The following is a 15,495-nucleotide window of genomic DNA, read 5'->3' on the forward strand; positions in this document are numbered from 1 at the left end:
TTAATTTAAAAATCAACTCGCCTTCTTTTGTATTTCGGGTTGATTTTTAATTTATACTATTGATTATGAATTAAATAGTAACTGCAAATTTCCAAGCATAACCAGTTCAGATTTATTTTTTCCTGAAAAAGAATATGCAATTGCATTGGCTGTCTCATGTATCAGGGTTTTTATTTTATTGGAGAAAATTGCCGTATGCTCCCTATAAAATTCTTCAAAACTGTTAAAACACTCACGACTTTTTCGTTCGTTTTCTGTGTACCAATCGAATACAATTTCAATTTGAAAAGCAGCATCTGAACCAAATTCATCTTCAATATCGTCTAACAATAACCATTTATCACGTATAAGACTTTTAAGCTTCTCTCTTTCCTTATTATGTATTGACCCATCTGCCATTGCAATAGCAAAAAAAAGAGCACCGACTTTTTGATAAAATTTATTCCCTATTTTATTTGTTTCGAATTTTCGCATATCTAATATTTTCATTTTACTAAAAATACATTCTGTTTCTTCCTACTAAAATGATAAAAGTCAGTTATTAGATTATCTTTAAGGGTATGAAAGTGTTTGAGAAAAACAGTAATATATTTCGTTTACTTTCAGAGTCGGTCTCTGAGGGAATTTTAGTAGTAAATGACAAGCAATTTATAGTTGCCGCAAATGGATCTGCACATTCTATGTTCGGCTATGATGAAGATGAACTTATAGGCAAACCTTTAGACGTACTTATTCCCTCTAATTATCGCAAAGCACATTCAGGGCATTTTGAATCTTTTAAAAATGGTGCTGAAAAGAGACAGATGGGCCATGGACGTAATCTATTCGGCTGTAGAAAGAATGGTGAAGAATTTCCAGTGGAAGCAGGCCTTAATCCATTAAAGCTATACGATAACACGTACATAATGGCTTTAGTAACAGACATTACTGAAAGAAAAAAAGCTGAAGAAGAATTAAGCCATTGGTTTCAAATTTTTAACGAATCACTTAACGAAATCTATGTGTTCGATGCTACTACATTTAAATTCATCAATGTAAACTATGGTGCTCAAGTAAACATAGGTTATAATTTGGAAGAACTACAAAACCTTACCCCTGCTGATATTAAACCTCATTTTAGTAAAGCTTCCTTTCAAGAATTATTGGAAACCCATTTTAAGGGTACTAATCCTAAAATGGAATTTGAAACAGAACACCAACGAAAAGATGGCTCTACTTACCCTGTTGAAGTGCACTTGCAATTATCATATATTGGTATTCGAAAAGTCTATGTTGCTATAATTCTAGATATTACTGAACGAAAATCGTATACCGAAAATTTAGAAAAAACGGTTGCTCAACGAACAGAGCAATTACAAAAAGCTCTTTCAGCCGAAAAAGAACTAAATGAGCTAAAAACAAAATTTTTGTCGCTTGTTTCTCATGAATTTAAAACACCCCTAAGTAGTATTTTAACTTCTACTACTTTATTAACAAAATACACGAAAACCGAGCAACAAGCTAAAAGGGATAAACATCTAAACACCATTAAAAGCAAGGTAAAATATTTAGATAATATCTTAAATGATTTTCTCTCAGTGGAACGGTTAGAATCTGGTAAAGTAAAATACAATTATAGTACCTTTCCATTAAGCAAAGTAGTTAATGAAGTAGTTTACGATTCTAATATGCTTCTAAAAGAAGGTCAAAGAATACTATACCCACAAGATATAGACGATATTATTTTAGAGTTCGATGAAAAAATACTAGAACTTGCTTTGTCTAATTTAGTACATAATGCCATAAAATATTCACCGGAAAATAAAATTATTGCCATTCGCGTAACAAACCAGAAAGAATTTATTTTTATCAATATAATTGATCAAGGCATAGGAATTCCAGAACCAGAGCAAAAATTTATTTTTGAACGTTATTTTAGAGCAGGCAATGCACTACTAACCCAAGGAACAGGTATTGGACTTAACATAGCTAAAAGGCATTTGGAAGATTTAGGTGGAGATATCACCTTTACGAGTAATGAAAATGAAGGAACCGAATTTAAAATTAAGGTACCTATGCAACCCTTAAAATCTGAATAATGAAAAAAGTGCTTTTAATTGAAGACGACCTTTCTTTACGTGAAAATACTGCGGAAATTTTAGAACTCTCCGGCTATGAGGTAAGCATGGCTCCAAATGGAAAAATAGGAGTAGCTATTGCTAAAAAGGATTTGCCTAATATTATTGTCTGTGATATTATGATGCCGGAATTAGATGGCTATGGCGTTCTTAAAGAACTTTCTATTGATGAAAACACCAAACATATTCCATTTATTTTTCTGTCGGCCAAAACTGAGCGTTCAGAGATACGAAAAGGAATGGACTTGGGCGCCGATGATTATTTAACTAAACCATTTGAAGAGGAAGAATTATTGAGTGCTTTGGAAAGTAGATTAGCTAAGGCCGAACTTCTATCGCAAATGAACAAATCTCCAACTGCAGCTCCTGTAGAAGAAAAAATGGGAAGTTTAAATGAACTTAAAAATTTCTTCGACGACAATGGTAATATTCAAAGTTTTGAAAAAGGGGAACATATTTATAATGAAGGTGTACGATCTACTACAATTTATTTAATGCTAAAAGGCGTTGTTAAATGCCACAAAATGGATGAAGATGGCAAAGAATTAATTACCGATTTATACAGAGCCGACGACTTTATTGGCCTTACCTCTTTAATAGACAATATACCTTACCATGAAACCGCTACTGCTGTTGAGGAAACTGAAGTTGCCGGAATATCAAAGCTAAAGTTAAAAGATATTTTGCAAAAAAATCAGAATATCTCTATTGAATTAATGGAGCTTTTATCAGAAAATATAACCGACATGAAAGAGCAACTACTACAAATGGCTTATAGTTCGGTTCGAAAAAAAACAGCGCAAACCTTGTTGCAATTTTCGGAGATTATGAATAAAAAACCTAATGAAGCTATACGTATTTCTCGAAGTGATTTAGCAAGTGTTGCCGGTATTGCAACTGAGAGTTTAATTCGCACCTTGTCTGGTTTTAAAAAAGAAGGTCTCGTAGAAATTGAAGGCAGGAACATTTGTATACTTGAACTAGAGGCATTGCGACAAATTATTTAATTCAATAATCTCCATACTGATATTTATCATTTTTTGCCACACCTGTGCAACATAAATTTGCGCATCTAGTGATATAAATGATGAAGAATATATTAATTCCGACAGACTTTTCGGAGAACGCTTGGAATGCGTTAAAATATGCTCAACAGCTTTTCGAAAACACCACATGTAATTTCTACCTTTTACATGTAAGTGACTTTATTGATTCTCCAATGAGTGCAATTTCGTATGAGATAAGCGAAAATTCACAAACTCAGGAATTGATAAAAACTTCCAAACAAGAATTAAATATTTTACATCGAAAAATAGAAAAGACAGTTAGTAATAAAAATCACAAGTACTTTAGTATACACGAACATGGGTTCTTTTTAGAGATTGTTAAAAAACACATCAATGAAAATAAAATAGACCTAATTGTGATGGGCACAAAGGGTGCTACTGGGATGCGAAAACGAATTATTGGAAGCAATTCTGGCGATGTAATTACTAAAGTCCAATGTAATACGTTAATTATTCCAAAAGGTGTTGCGTTTTCAGTACCCCAAGAAGTAGCATTCCCAACAGATTATAATATTTTTTACTCGCACAAAATATTGGAGGCGGTAACCGAAATGTTGGGATTATGCGAAGGTAGTATTCGGGTTATGAATGTATCTAAAACAGACAGACGACTAACAAAGGTTCAAGAAAAAAATCAGGAATTTCTTTCCGATTACCTCAACGAAACTTTCAATAAAAATAATAGCTTTCATACCATTACTAATAAAAGTGTGAATGCCGCCATTCAGTGCTTTGTAGAAAGCAGAGATATCGATATGATAATTATGGTAGCTAAAAACTTAAACTTCATTCAACAAATTCTTTTCGATTCTTTGGCCGAAAAAATTAGTTTCCACACCTCGGTTCCATTTTTTGTAATACACGAATAAGCACATTGTAAGCGCCTAAGGCAACTGACCAATATCATTGTTTACAGCTATAATCAACTCTATTTTTGAGTAAAACAGCATAGATGAGAACAATATTAATTCCTACCGACTTTTCAGATAATGCTTTGCATGCCGTAAACTACGCAGTAGACCTCTTCAAATGCGAACGTGTACATTTCTATTTTCTACATGCATATGCCGATGAAGTATATGGTCCCTATAAATCTAAGAATAACGAGGAAATCGAGATAGAGAAAAAGAAATTAAAGAAACAAACAGAAAAAAAACTCGATACTTTAATAGACCAGATACAAGATGTTCCACCAAATCCTCGCCATAGTTACGAGGGAATTGCAGTATTCGACGCATTGGTTGATGCCGTAAATGACCAGGTTAATGAAATTAATATCGATATGGTTGTTATGGGTACCAAAGGAAAATCAAATGATAAGAAAATAATTTTTGGCAGTCATACAGTTCAACTATTTAAATATGTAAAATGCCCCGTTTTGGCAGTTCCAAATGATGCTGATTTTGAACAACCAAAAAAAATATTATTCCCTACTAATTATATGTTACCGTATAAAAGGCGTGAATTGAAACTATTAAACTGCCTTAGTGGTGAATATAAATCGGAAATTCACTGTCTTTACATTTCAGATTTTGACAACTTAAGCGCTCGACAAATAGACAATAGACGATTTTTAAGTGATGGTCTACCCAATTCTTATCTGTTTTTTGAGCAGACTTCAGTAAAGAATAAGACTAAGGCAATTCAGGAATATATTGAACAAAAGCATATCGATTTTCTTGTAATGGTCAATTCTAGACATTCCTTTTTAGAAGATTTACTCTATCGAAGCACAGTTGATGAAATTGGATTAACTACCAAAATTCCATTTCTAGTGTTGCAAAACTTATCTCGGTAACTAAAAAATCGTATTATGACAAACATTTTAATTCCAACAGATTTTTCAGCTAATGCTCTTCATGCACTTCGTTATGCCAATTTCTTGTTTAAAAATGAAGAATGCACATTTTATATTTTAAATGCTTTTCAAACAGGCGCTTCAAACCTCGAAAGCCTAAGAAACAAACAGAGAAATACAAGATTGTTTAGAATTACTAAAGAAGCTGCAGAGCGAGACTTAAAAGAAGTTTTAAAAACAATTCAATCAGAGGATAATAATGTTCAACACACTTATAAAACCATTGCCATAGCAGATTCCTTACTGAATGCAATTGGCAAGTCAGCAATTGAACTAAATATTTCTTGCATATTTATGGGAACACAAGGTGCTAGTGGCTTAAAAGGAGTATTTATGGGTAGTAATACAGTTACCATTATCAAGAAAATAGATTTTTGCCCAATAATCGCAGTCCCTTCAGAATATAATTTTGAAATTCCAAAAACTATACTTTTCACAACAGGCTTTGAACATGTATATGATAAATATGAACTTAAACCAATGTTATTATTGGCAAAGCTTTATGATTCTAAAATTCAAGTGCTACACTTAGTCGATAAAACAAAAATTATTGAACACAAAGAGACCGCTAAAAAAGTAATTGCAAAACGACTTACAAATGTGGCTTATGAAATAATAGAAATAAAAAAAAAGGAATCTATATCCTCTGAAATTGCTACACTTGTTAAACAAAATAAAGAAATTGGCATGGTAGCCATTATTGATTACTGGCATAGTTTTATGGAAAAACTAACCCACGAACCTGTAGTTAAAAATATAGCCTTTAAAACTAAAGTTCCCTTGCTTGTGATGCATTTACCCGAATAAAATAGAAACTCAGTTTTAACTTTTTAACAGTCGATTATTATCCGAGATATCCTTTTTATTTTGATCTTTTAAACTACTAATGGGAAAACCAAGACATTTCAACTCAGACTCTACCCTTGCTAATGCTATCTTGCTTGCATATAAAAATGTAATTGTACTATTTTTAATATCCATATCTAAAATGACAATATCTTTTATACGAGACAGATTGCGTGAAATTATTTGTTTTCCTTCTGATGTACTAAAATTTTTTAATGTAGCTGACTTTCTCATGATATTAGTTTTCGCAAAAAATAAAAACTTATTGAAAGCTATAAAATGACATATATCAGTTTCGAAAAAAAAACATTCTCAATTTTAAAATAAAACATACTTCCATGGACAAAAATCCTCAAAATCTTGTTTTTGCAATTGATATAGGCGGAACCTATACTAAAATAGGTCTCGTTAATCAAGAAGGCGATGTTCTTGATAGTCGAAAATTTAATACTGACGCCAAACAACCCTACAGCCAATTCATCAAAAAACTTTCCGATGAAATACAAATACTAGTCACTCCTTTTAAAAAAAAATATACTATTCATGCAATTGGAATTGGCGCTCCAAATGCAAGCTATATTTCTGGCAAAATGATAAGCCCTCCAAACTTTAGATGGGGCGAAAGTGTAATCATAAAAGATAACATACAAAACTTACTCAAATTACCGGCATATATTACCAATGACGCCAATGCGGCTGCCTTAGGAGAGCTTTATTATGGAGCAGGAAAAGCCATGACTAATTTTATTGTACTTACTCTAGGAACAGGTTTAGGCAGTGGTATCATAAACGAAAGCAAATTAATTTATGGCCAATACGGCATGGCTGGTGAATTAGGACATGTAAATGTGTATCCGGAAGGAAGGCAATGCAATTGCGGACTAAAAGGTTGCCTGGAAACCTATGCATCTGTGACTGGCATAAAGCGAACTGTTTTTGAATTACTATCTGATAATAATTCCGATTCCTTATTGCGAAGTTATAGTTACGACCAACTCGATGGGAAAACAATATCAGAAGCTGCACACAAAGGGGATGAACTAGCTTTAAAGGCATTCGATAAAACTGCTAAAATTCTCGGTCGAAAAATGGCGGACTCCGTCGCTCACTTAGAACCGGAAGCCTTTATATTATCAGGTGGATTAAGCCATGCCGGTGACTTATTTATCCAACCACTTAAAAATTACATGGAAGCTGCTTTATTTAAAGCCTATAAAAACAAAGTAAAAATAATATTATCCAAAGCTACCAGTTCAGATTCAATACTTGGGCCAGCCGCCCTAGCTTGGTAACAGACCAACTTAAACTAAAATTTTAATTAATTTTCTTACTAAGAATTTTGTTTTATAGCTCCAACAATCTCTTGTTTTGGTAATGCTCCTGATTTACGCCATAATTGTTTTCCATTTTTAAATAAAAGCATTGTTGGCACACCTCTTACTTGATATTTACTGGCTAACGACTGATTTTTATCAACATCTATTTTAAAAATACGAACGCCGTCTCCTAACTCTTTTTTTACCTCTTTAAGAATAGGAGCTAATGTTTTACAAGGACCACACCAATCTGCAAAAAAATCTACTAATACTGGCACTTCAGAAGAAATAACTTTTTCAAAATTTCCTTTCATAACATCTTAAATTTATACTGCAAATTACAAAATACTAAGGTGGATAACCTGACGAATATCATGGTTTATCCCTATTCTTCATACTAGTTTTGATTTATGTACTTTAAAAACTAGCATTATGTTACGCATACTACTTCCTACTGATTTTTCAGACAACTCTTATGGAGCTATCCAATACACTTTGCAACTATTTAAAAATGTAGCATGTGAATTTTCCTTACTACACATTTACATGCCACCAGTTTACCAAGCACAATATTTAGCAGGAAGCCCTGGACAATTAGGCCTTGGTGATGTCGTAAAAGAAACAGCAAATACCAATTTAAAAAAATTAAAACAACGTATTGTTAATGAATTTGATAATGAAAAACATTCGTTTGAAACCTCTGCTTATTTAAATACGCTTCCTAATCAGGTAGACGAAATGGTGGAAGCGAAAAATATAGACCTTATTGTTATGGGTACCCAAGGTGCTACTGGTGCTGAAGAAATATTGTTTGGCACCCACACCGTACATATTATTAATAGAGCAAAATGTCCCGTGTTGGCTATTCCTCCCAACTTTGAGTATGAAACTCCTAAAGAAATTTTATTTCCAACAGATTACGAAATAGAATTTAAGCCAGAGCCTCTAAAAATGTTATTAGAATTAGCTAAACAACACATATCTAGCATTGAAGTACTGCATGTCGCAAATGAAGATAATCTATCAAAAAAACAAGAGGAGAACAAAGAAAAATTAAATATAATCTTAGAACACACTGCTCATCTTTTTCATGAGCAACCACACCAAGAGGTTATTCATGCCATCAACAAATTTCAACTAAAACATAAAATGAACTTGCTGGTAATGATACAAAATAAACACACATTTTTTCAGCGTCTTTTTATTGAACCTGTTATTAAAAAAATAGGCTTACATATTACAATTCCATTTATGGTTATCCCACATTTTAAATAATAGTTGTTATGTACAATATTCTAGTTCCAACAGATTTCTCAAATGATTCGTATAACGCCCTATACTATGCTACTCGGTTATATAAAAATCAAAATTGTACATTTCATATAATGCATGCTTATAATAGCAATACCCAGTTTAAAGAAGAATATTATGGGCTAAACAAATCTGACAATATAGACGATTTTTTAAAGCGAAGAACAGCTGAATGTTTACTTGAAACATACCATAGAATAGTATTAGATACCGAACAAAATTCGTTGCATAAATTCAATACGGTATCCACCAATAAACCTTTAGACAAAGCAATTAAAAGTTATGTCACTAAAAATAAAATTGAACTCGTTGTAATGGGGTCTAAGGGAGCAACAGGAGCTCTTAATATTTTTATTGGTGGGAATACTATTAAAATTGTTAAGAGTAATATAGCTTGCCCCATTCTTTGCATTCCTAAACAAATAGATTTTATACCTATTTCAAAGGTTGGCTATATTACTAGTTTTAAGCATTCAATTGAAAAAAAATCCCTTTCAATATTACATTCGTTGATTACCGAACACAAAGCTACTTTAAATGCGATACATATTTGTGATGACGAAAACATGAATGCATTCCAAGAAGAGAACAAAGAATTATTAATTGAATATTTTCAAGATTGTATCCCACGTTTTCACGTACTACCCTATGATAAAACAAAAGCTCAAACCATTTCTAATTTTGCGCAAGATCAAGAATTAAGTCTTTTAGCAATGTGCTATTATCAGCATACTTTTTTGGATAGCATATTTAGAGAACCCGTAGTATTAGATCTAAGTATATATACCGAAATACCGCTACTAATTCTCCCCACTAAAGCATGATAATTATCATTTGGTAAGACTTATTAGTATCATACATTTAGTTCATAACCTAATTCAATTGTCATGAACAAAAGAGTCTTACTACCAACAGATTTTTCTAAAAACGCCCTAAACGCTATCAGATTTACTCTTGAACTATACAAGAATGTACGTTGTGACTTTTATTTTTTAAACGCCTTTCATGCTAAAGGATATTCTTTAGATAGCTTTTTAGTTCCAGAACCTGGCGAACATTATTATGAAGCAGAAAAATCAACGTCAGAAAAAGAGATGAAACAATTGATAGAAGGGCTTCGTTTTCAACCAAAAAATAGTAATCATACGTATCACAGCATCTGTTCTTTTAACTCATTACTATTAGCGACAGAAAATATAATAAAAACTAAAGATATTGACATTATTATTATGGGCACAAAAGGTATTACTGATGATTCAAATGCCGTTTTGGGTACCAACTCAATTGGTATTATGGAAAAAATTACACAATGTCCTGTATTAGCAATACCCGCCCAATTTAGTTTCTCACCTCCCAAAGAAATTGTATTTCCAACAGATTACAAAACACCATTTAAAAGAGCAAAACTAGGATACATGTTTGAGATTGCTAAAATTCATAAAACTAGCATTCGCATATTACATATTGAGAAATCTGAATTTCTTACTAAAGATCAAGAAAATAACAAAATGTTGCTCACCGAAATGCTACAAGATATAGACCATAGTTTTCACACCCTTTCAAAAGTTGGTATAAATGAAGGTGTTGAAGCTTTTATTGAAAGTAGAGGCAGCGATATGATTGCTTTTTTAAATAGAAAACATCGATTCTTTAGTAGCATATTATCTAACCCTTTAATTAAAGAACTTGGTTATTACAGTAAGATTCCAATATTGGTATTAAAAGATAACTCATAATTGAGTTAGTGTAATTCGAGATTTCTAAACATTTTAAAAAAACGTAAAAACACCAATCATGATTAAAAATTTAACCATAATTCTTCTACTTACTACTTTGTTTTACAGTTGTAGCTCAACTCAATTAGTTAGTAATTGGAAAGATCCTGATACTGTTTTATTTCACGCCTATAAGGTTCTCATTGTTGGTATGACAGAAAACGAAGATGTACGAGTCGATTTTGAAACTAAACTTCAAAAGGAATTTGAAAAACGTGATATAGAAGCTATGCGAAGCATAGATCTTTTTGATGTAGAATTCACATCTGCGAAACAATCTGAACAACAACTTACTGAAGTAGAAGAGCAACTATTAGATAAAGATTTTGACGCCATACTTTTTACGAAAGTTATCGGTTCTGAAGACAAAAAAACACTACGTTCAAAAATATCTAGAGCAGAAAATTATTTAAATTCTTTTCATGATGATTACATGGATCATCAAGATATATACTATAAAGAAGACTATTATGAAACCTTCTCCATATTTCAGGTAGAAACTGCTTTATATTGTATATGTGTAGGCAAAGAACGACAAACCATATGGAGAGCTGGCATTGAAATAACCGACCCAAAAAACTTTAACAAATCTATTGATGAATACATCAAGTTAGTACTAATGGCTATGGGAGAACAAGATTTAATCTTTCATGAAAAAGATAAGAATGATACTTCTTATCATACTAGAAAAATTAACTACAAATCCATCTAGCGCTATTCATTGTTAAAAAATTTACTGGAAGTTAATTTTATAAAAGCGGACTAAACACTTTTCCAAAGCCTTCTCTAAGCTTTTCACTAAATGGTCTTTTTAAATGCTCTTCAAAAGAAAGCAACCTACAAATATTGCTATCTTTTAGAAAGTCTTCTTTTAACAACTTTGCAAAATTATCATCGTAAATGATAGCGTTAACCTCATAATTTTGTTCAAAACTACGATCATCTAGATTTGCCGTACCTATAGTTGCTAATTTATCGTCACTTACGATAATCTTGCTATGTAAAAAACCATCTGGGAAATGATAAATTTTAACACCAGACTTCAGTAACGCCTCATAATAAGCACGTACACACCATCCTACTAGCTTACTATCTACTTTTTCTGATATCATAAGCCTAACATCTACCCCACTTAGCGCAGCACTTTGAATGGCTTGTAGTATTGCTGGCCCAGGAATTACATAAGGGTTCGTAATAAAAAGATAATCTTTTGCCTGATTTATTATGGTAAAATAAGCTTGTTCCAAAACAGGAAAATCATCATCTGGGCCTCCAGAAACAATCTGTACCTTTTTATTAGAAGTATTTGCATTAGACTTTATTTCACTTGGAGGTGAAATGGCTATTAATTTTTGGCTCACTAAATACCAATCTGATGCAAATACATCATCTAAATTTCTTGATGCTGGACCTTCAATTCTCAAATGCATATCGTGCCACTTACCTAGATTAGGATCACCTTTTAAATATTTGTCAGATATATTTATACCTCCTGTAAAAGCAATTTCACCATCAACAACAATTATTTTTCGATGATTTCGGTAATTTATAGACCGAATAAAGCGTCCGAATTTAAAAGGCAGAAAAGGATAGACTTCAACTCCAATGGCTAATAGTTTTTTTAAGTACGTTTTTGTTAATGAAAAACTACCGACACCATCATAAATCATTCTAACTTGAACCCCTTGTTCAATTTTTTCTTGAAATAATTGTAATATTCTATTGGCAAGTTCTCCATCTTCGAAAATGTAATACTGTAAATGAATTTGACTTTCAGCATTTTTTAAGGCTTCGAATATGGCATCAAACGTATTTTTTCCATTTTTTAGAAATTCAACTTTATTATCACTGGTTACAGGAAAATTACAATTCTTGTAAATAAGTTTCATCAATTTGTCATATTCATTTTTCAATACTTCATTCATAAGTACTGAAGAATCTGAAGTAGTGATAGAAAATCTCTTTTTATGATTTAACAGCTTATTTTTTCGTCTGTTTCTACCCAATAACAGATAAAGCAAAATACCACCAACCGGCAAAGTAAATATTGTTAAAAGCCAAGCTAAGGTTTTAGATGGCTTTACACCGTGCAAAAGAATACTTAATACTATGACCAGGGCCGCAAATACATAAAGTGAAAGAAAAATAGTTGACCACACAGTAATAGCTTGAAAATTATACCCAGTTTTAATTTAATATAAGTGCTATAATAAAACTACTTAATTCGCCAAAAGTAATAGAAGAAGTAACAGTAGCACATGATATTGGTCAGATTAATAAATTTCAAAATTTTGTTTAGTAGGTAGTTTATGAAACTAACATATGGGCTTTTACCAATACTACTCGAGGTGGCCCCTAAGCATCGGGGGAACCACACTCCAATTAAATCCAACAAAAAAAACCTTTCCAAAAAAGAAAGGTTTTTTTATCCGTACTCGAGGTGGCCCCGAAGCTTCGGGGGAACCCATACTCCAGTTTTATCCCACAAAAAAACCTTCCCAAAAAAGAAAGGTTTTTTAATCCGTACTCGAAGTAGCCCCGAAGCTTCGGGGGAATCCAAACTCCAATTATATCCCACAAAAAAACCTTTCCAAAAAAGAAAGGTTTTTTAATCCGTACTCGAGGTGGGAATCGAACCCACACTCCAAAGGAACTGGATTTTGAATCCAGCGCGTCTACCAATTCCGCCACTCGAGCTTGTCTGCATTTCGCAAGACATTTGAAAATAGGACTGCAAAACTATAAAATAATTTCGTTTGCCACCTAAAATAAGCAACAAATATCCTTTTGCAACACAAATAATTGTCTAAATTTGCACCTCCTTAGAAAACAGGGACTTCCGAGTCTATTGTTAAACCCTATGGAGATTTAGAATTTAGCTATGTCATATCAAGTTCCTGAACCTAAAATTTTCGCCTGTAGCAACAGTCGTGCTTTAGCTGAAAAAATTGCCACATCGTATGGCATGAGTCTTGGCAATGTAGACATATCAAGATATAGCGATGGTGAATTTCAACCTTCTTTTGAGGAATCTGTTCGCGGTGCTAGAATATTTTTAATTGGCTCAACTCATCCTAGTTCAGAAAACTTAATGGAAATGTTATTGATGTTAGATGCTGCCAAAAGAGCATCAGCAAGACATATAACAGCTGTTATGCCTTATTTTGGATGGGCAAGACAAGATAGAAAGGACAAACCGAGGGTGCCAATTGCCGCTAAGTTAATTGCAAAAATGCTTGAAACGGCTGGGGCAACACGTATTATTACTATGGACCTACATGCAGATCAAATACAAGGTTTTTTCGAAAAACCTGTGGATCACCTTTTTGGTTCTACCTTGTTCCTTCCTTATCTTAAAAAATTAGGCTTAGAAGATCTAACCATTGCTTCGCCGGATATGGGAGGATCAAAAAGAGCATATGCCTATTCTAAAGCGCTTGGCAGTGATGTTGTTATTTGCTATAAACAACGAGCAAAAGCGAATGTAATTTCGCACATGGAGTTGATTGGTAACGTTGAAGGAAAAAATGTAGTTCTTGTTGATGACATGGTAGACACTGCCGGTACATTAACAAAAGCAGCCGATTTAATGATGGACAGAGGTGCTATTAGCGTTCGAGCCATTACATCACATGGTTTATTATCCGGTAATGCTATTGAACGCATAGAAAATTCACAATTAAAGGAATTAATCATTACTGATTCAATTCCTGTTAAAAGAAATAGTGATAAAATAAAGGTTTTGACTTGTGCCGACCTATTTGCAGATGTAATGCATAGGGTACATAACAACACCTCTATTTCATCAAAGTTTTTAATGTAGTAAGTAAGTTTAATTTAATATATATAATGAAATCAATTACAATTAAAGGATCAGAAAGAGAAAGCGTGGGCAAAAAGGCAACGAAGGCCCTACGTAATGCTGGAAAGGTTCCTTGCGTAGTTTACGGAGGGGAAAAACCATTACACTTTTCAGCGGATGAATTAGCATTCAGAAATTTGGTGTACACTCCTAATGCGCATACTGTAAAGGTTGACTTAGGTGAAGGAAAATTAAGAGCTATTATGCAAGATATTCAGTTTCACCCAGTTACTGATCAAATTATGCATATTGACTTTTATCAATTATTTGATGACAAAGAAGTAACAATGAACATACCTGTTAAACTTGAAGGAAATTCTCCTGGAGTTCGTAACGGTGGTCGTTTACTTTTTAGAAAAAGAAAATTGGCTATTAAAGCTTTACCAGACAAATTACCAGATTTCTTTAATGTTGATTTATCTAAATTAAAAATTGGAGATAATATTACAGTTGAATCACTTTTAAATGATGATTTCACTATTCTACACCCAGACAATACTGTAGTTGTACAAGTTAAAACTGCTCGTGCCGCTGTTGCTGTTGATGATGAAGATGAAGAAGGTGAAGGAGAAGAAGGTGCAGCTGCTGAAGGAGCTGAAGCACCAGCTGCTGAAGGTGGAGAAAACTAGAAACTTAGTTTCTTAGTATTATTATAAACAAAAGCATCTGCCCAAAGGTAGATGCTTTTGTATTTTTATCCCTTTATACAAAGCTATGTTTTCTTATATAAAATCATTATTTAGTACAAGAAAAATCATTTTAGAAGAAGACCCTATGAAAAAATACTTAATCGTAGGCCTAGGAAATATTGGTAGTGAATACACCGAAACACGCCATAACATTGGCTTTAAAATCTTAGACCAACTTGCGGCTACCGAAGAGTTTACTTTTGCAACTCAAAAATTAGGAGCAATCGGTACATTTAAAATTAAAGGGAGAACCGTAATCTGCTTAAAACCTTCAACCTATATGAATCTTAGCGGTAAAGCTTTAAAATATTGGGCTGAAAAAGAAAATATCCCACAAGAAAATCTACTAGTTATTACAGATGACCTCAATCTTTCTTTTGGCACCTTAAGATTAAAAACCAAAGGAAGTGATGGCGGCCACAACGGTCTCAAAGACATTCAGAATGTATTGCAATCAGCAAACTACAATAGATTACGATTTGGTGTTGGTGCCGAATTTGCTAAAGGGAGACAAGTTGATTATGTTCTTGGAGAATGGAATGAAGAAGAAAAAAGCAAATTAAAAGAACGTTTAGATCGTTCTTGTATGGCGATTAAATCTTTTGTCTTGGCTGGAGTAAAAAACACCATGAATGAATACAATGGCACCTAAAT

Annotated in this window: 17 protein-coding genes and 1 tRNA gene; 13 read left to right on the plus strand and 5 right to left on the minus strand. The window is 32.9% G+C overall.

Annotated elements, in window-relative coordinates; genetic code table 11:
- Nucleotides 1-63: 63 nt before the first annotated feature.
- Nucleotides 64-474: a hypothetical protein gene (locus tag ABJF52_RS07375; protein ID WP_348148509.1), complete on the minus strand. Its 411-nt coding sequence runs from the start codon at nt 472-474 to the stop codon at nt 64-66.
- Between the two features lie 86 nt (nt 475-560).
- On the opposite strand from ABJF52_RS07375, the gene ABJF52_RS07380 reads away from it, so the two are divergent.
- From ABJF52_RS07380 to ABJF52_RS07400, 5 genes are all read left to right on the plus strand, one after another.
- Nucleotides 561-2,078 (plus strand): PAS domain-containing sensor histidine kinase, encoded by a 1,518-nt coding sequence (locus ABJF52_RS07380; RefSeq protein WP_348148512.1) that lies wholly within the window; start codon nt 561-563, stop codon nt 2,076-2,078.
- Nucleotides 2,078-3,124 carry a response regulator gene (locus ABJF52_RS07385; RefSeq protein ID WP_348148515.1) on the plus strand — a complete coding sequence of 349 codons (1,047 nt, stop codon included), beginning with the start codon at nt 2,078-2,080 and terminating at the stop codon, nt 3,122-3,124. Before ABJF52_RS07380 ends, ABJF52_RS07385 begins: the two co-directional genes overlap by 1 nt.
- A gap of 80 nt (nt 3,125-3,204) precedes the next feature.
- Nucleotides 3,205-4,053, plus strand: a complete 849-nt coding sequence (locus tag ABJF52_RS07390; RefSeq protein WP_348148518.1) for a universal stress protein — start codon at nt 3,205-3,207, stop codon at nt 4,051-4,053.
- An 83-nt stretch (nt 4,054-4,136) separates the two neighbouring features.
- On the plus strand, nt 4,137-4,982 hold the full coding sequence (locus tag ABJF52_RS07395) for a universal stress protein (RefSeq protein WP_348148520.1): 846 nt from the start codon (nt 4,137-4,139) through the stop codon (nt 4,980-4,982).
- A gap of 15 nt (nt 4,983-4,997) precedes the next feature.
- Entirely contained in the window at nt 4,998-5,849 is an 852-nt protein-coding gene (locus tag ABJF52_RS07400) for a universal stress protein (protein WP_348148523.1), read from the plus strand.
- A gap of 15 nt (nt 5,850-5,864) precedes the next feature.
- Here the strand turns inward: ABJF52_RS07400 and ABJF52_RS07405 are convergent, their stop codons facing one another.
- A complete protein-coding gene (locus tag ABJF52_RS07405) occupies nt 5,865-6,122 on the minus strand; it encodes a hypothetical protein (RefSeq protein WP_348148526.1) in 258 nt (85 codons plus the stop codon).
- Nucleotides 6,123-6,226: 104 nt separating this feature from the next.
- Between ABJF52_RS07405 and ABJF52_RS07410 the strand changes: the two genes are divergently transcribed.
- A complete protein-coding gene (locus tag ABJF52_RS07410; protein ID WP_348148529.1) occupies nt 6,227-7,180 on the plus strand; it encodes an ROK family protein in 954 nt (317 codons plus the stop codon).
- 38 nt (nt 7,181-7,218) lie between these two features.
- Here the strand turns inward: ABJF52_RS07410 and trxA are convergent, their stop codons facing one another.
- Nucleotides 7,219-7,518, minus strand: a complete 300-nt coding sequence (gene trxA / locus ABJF52_RS07415) for a thioredoxin (RefSeq protein WP_348148532.1) — start codon at nt 7,516-7,518, stop codon at nt 7,219-7,221.
- Nucleotides 7,519-7,636: 118 nt separating this feature from the next.
- Between trxA and ABJF52_RS07420 the strand changes: the two genes are divergently transcribed.
- From ABJF52_RS07420 to ABJF52_RS07435, 4 genes are all read left to right on the plus strand, one after another.
- Entirely contained in the window at nt 7,637-8,479 is an 843-nt protein-coding gene (locus ABJF52_RS07420; protein ID WP_348148535.1) for a universal stress protein, read from the plus strand.
- Nucleotides 8,480-8,487: 8 nt separating this feature from the next.
- Nucleotides 8,488-9,339, plus strand: a complete 852-nt coding sequence (locus tag ABJF52_RS07425) for a universal stress protein (protein WP_348148538.1) — start codon at nt 8,488-8,490, stop codon at nt 9,337-9,339.
- A gap of 63 nt (nt 9,340-9,402) precedes the next feature.
- Nucleotides 9,403-10,251, plus strand: a complete 849-nt coding sequence (locus tag ABJF52_RS07430; RefSeq protein WP_348148541.1) for a universal stress protein — start codon at nt 9,403-9,405, stop codon at nt 10,249-10,251.
- A gap of 58 nt (nt 10,252-10,309) precedes the next feature.
- Nucleotides 10,310-11,002 (plus strand): hypothetical protein, encoded by a 693-nt coding sequence (locus ABJF52_RS07435; protein WP_348148543.1) that lies wholly within the window; start codon nt 10,310-10,312, stop codon nt 11,000-11,002.
- Between the two features lie 37 nt (nt 11,003-11,039).
- Here the strand turns inward: ABJF52_RS07435 and cls are convergent, their stop codons facing one another.
- Both cls and ABJF52_RS07445 read right to left on the minus strand, forming a co-directional pair.
- Nucleotides 11,040-12,449, minus strand: a complete 1,410-nt coding sequence (cls, locus tag ABJF52_RS07440; RefSeq protein ID WP_348148546.1) for a cardiolipin synthase — start codon at nt 12,447-12,449, stop codon at nt 11,040-11,042.
- A 457-nt stretch (nt 12,450-12,906) separates the two neighbouring features.
- Nucleotides 12,907-12,987, minus strand: a tRNA-Leu gene (locus tag ABJF52_RS07445).
- Nucleotides 12,988-13,171: 184 nt separating this feature from the next.
- Here ABJF52_RS07445 and ABJF52_RS07450 point away from each other — a divergent pair.
- The 3 genes from ABJF52_RS07450 to pth all read left to right on the plus strand — a co-directional run bounded on the left by ABJF52_RS07450 (nt 13,172) and on the right by pth (nt 15,493).
- A complete protein-coding gene (locus tag ABJF52_RS07450; protein ID WP_348148549.1) occupies nt 13,172-14,113 on the plus strand; it encodes a ribose-phosphate pyrophosphokinase in 942 nt (313 codons plus the stop codon).
- Between the two features lie 26 nt (nt 14,114-14,139).
- Nucleotides 14,140-14,781 carry a 50S ribosomal protein L25/general stress protein Ctc gene (locus ABJF52_RS07455; protein WP_348148552.1) on the plus strand — a complete coding sequence of 214 codons (642 nt, stop codon included), beginning with the start codon at nt 14,140-14,142 and terminating at the stop codon, nt 14,779-14,781.
- An 85-nt stretch (nt 14,782-14,866) separates the two neighbouring features.
- On the plus strand, nt 14,867-15,493 hold the full coding sequence (gene pth, locus ABJF52_RS07460) for an aminoacyl-tRNA hydrolase (RefSeq protein ID WP_348148555.1): 627 nt from the start codon (nt 14,867-14,869) through the stop codon (nt 15,491-15,493).
- Nucleotides 15,494-15,495: the final 2 nt, after the last annotated feature.

Origin of the sequence: Aurantibacter sp. (assembly GCF_039941195.1) — a bacterium.
Classification (GTDB): domain Bacteria; phylum Bacteroidota; class Bacteroidia; order Flavobacteriales; family Flavobacteriaceae; genus Aurantibacter_A.

Bases quoted from the DNA above. Each gene is read 5' to 3' on its own strand.
- ABJF52_RS07375 (WP_348148509.1), bottom strand. From the start codon at position 474: ATGCGAAAATTCGAAACAAATAAAATAGGGAATAAATTTTATCAAAAA.
- ABJF52_RS07380 (WP_348148512.1), top strand. From the start codon at position 561: ATGAAAGTGTTTGAGAAAAACAGTAATATATTTCGTTTACTTTCAGAG.
- ABJF52_RS07385 (WP_348148515.1), top strand. From the start codon at position 2,078: ATGAAAAAAGTGCTTTTAATTGAAGACGACCTTTCTTTACGTGAAAAT.
- ABJF52_RS07390 (WP_348148518.1), top strand. From the start codon at position 3,205: ATGAAGAATATATTAATTCCGACAGACTTTTCGGAGAACGCTTGGAAT.
- ABJF52_RS07395 (WP_348148520.1), top strand. From the start codon at position 4,137: ATGAGAACAATATTAATTCCTACCGACTTTTCAGATAATGCTTTGCAT.
- ABJF52_RS07400 (WP_348148523.1), top strand. From the start codon at position 4,998: ATGACAAACATTTTAATTCCAACAGATTTTTCAGCTAATGCTCTTCAT.
- ABJF52_RS07405 (WP_348148526.1), bottom strand. From the start codon at position 6,122: ATGAGAAAGTCAGCTACATTAAAAAATTTTAGTACATCAGAAGGAAAA.
- ABJF52_RS07410 (WP_348148529.1), top strand. From the start codon at position 6,227: ATGGACAAAAATCCTCAAAATCTTGTTTTTGCAATTGATATAGGCGGA.
- trxA (WP_348148532.1), bottom strand. From the start codon at position 7,518: ATGAAAGGAAATTTTGAAAAAGTTATTTCTTCTGAAGTGCCAGTATTA.
- ABJF52_RS07420 (WP_348148535.1), top strand. From the start codon at position 7,637: ATGTTACGCATACTACTTCCTACTGATTTTTCAGACAACTCTTATGGA.
- ABJF52_RS07425 (WP_348148538.1), top strand. From the start codon at position 8,488: ATGTACAATATTCTAGTTCCAACAGATTTCTCAAATGATTCGTATAAC.
- ABJF52_RS07430 (WP_348148541.1), top strand. From the start codon at position 9,403: ATGAACAAAAGAGTCTTACTACCAACAGATTTTTCTAAAAACGCCCTA.
- ABJF52_RS07435 (WP_348148543.1), top strand. From the start codon at position 10,310: ATGATTAAAAATTTAACCATAATTCTTCTACTTACTACTTTGTTTTAC.
- ABJF52_RS07450 (WP_348148549.1), top strand. From the start codon at position 13,172: ATGTCATATCAAGTTCCTGAACCTAAAATTTTCGCCTGTAGCAACAGT.
- ABJF52_RS07455 (WP_348148552.1), top strand. From the start codon at position 14,140: ATGAAATCAATTACAATTAAAGGATCAGAAAGAGAAAGCGTGGGCAAA.
- pth (WP_348148555.1), top strand. From the start codon at position 14,867: ATGTTTTCTTATATAAAATCATTATTTAGTACAAGAAAAATCATTTTA.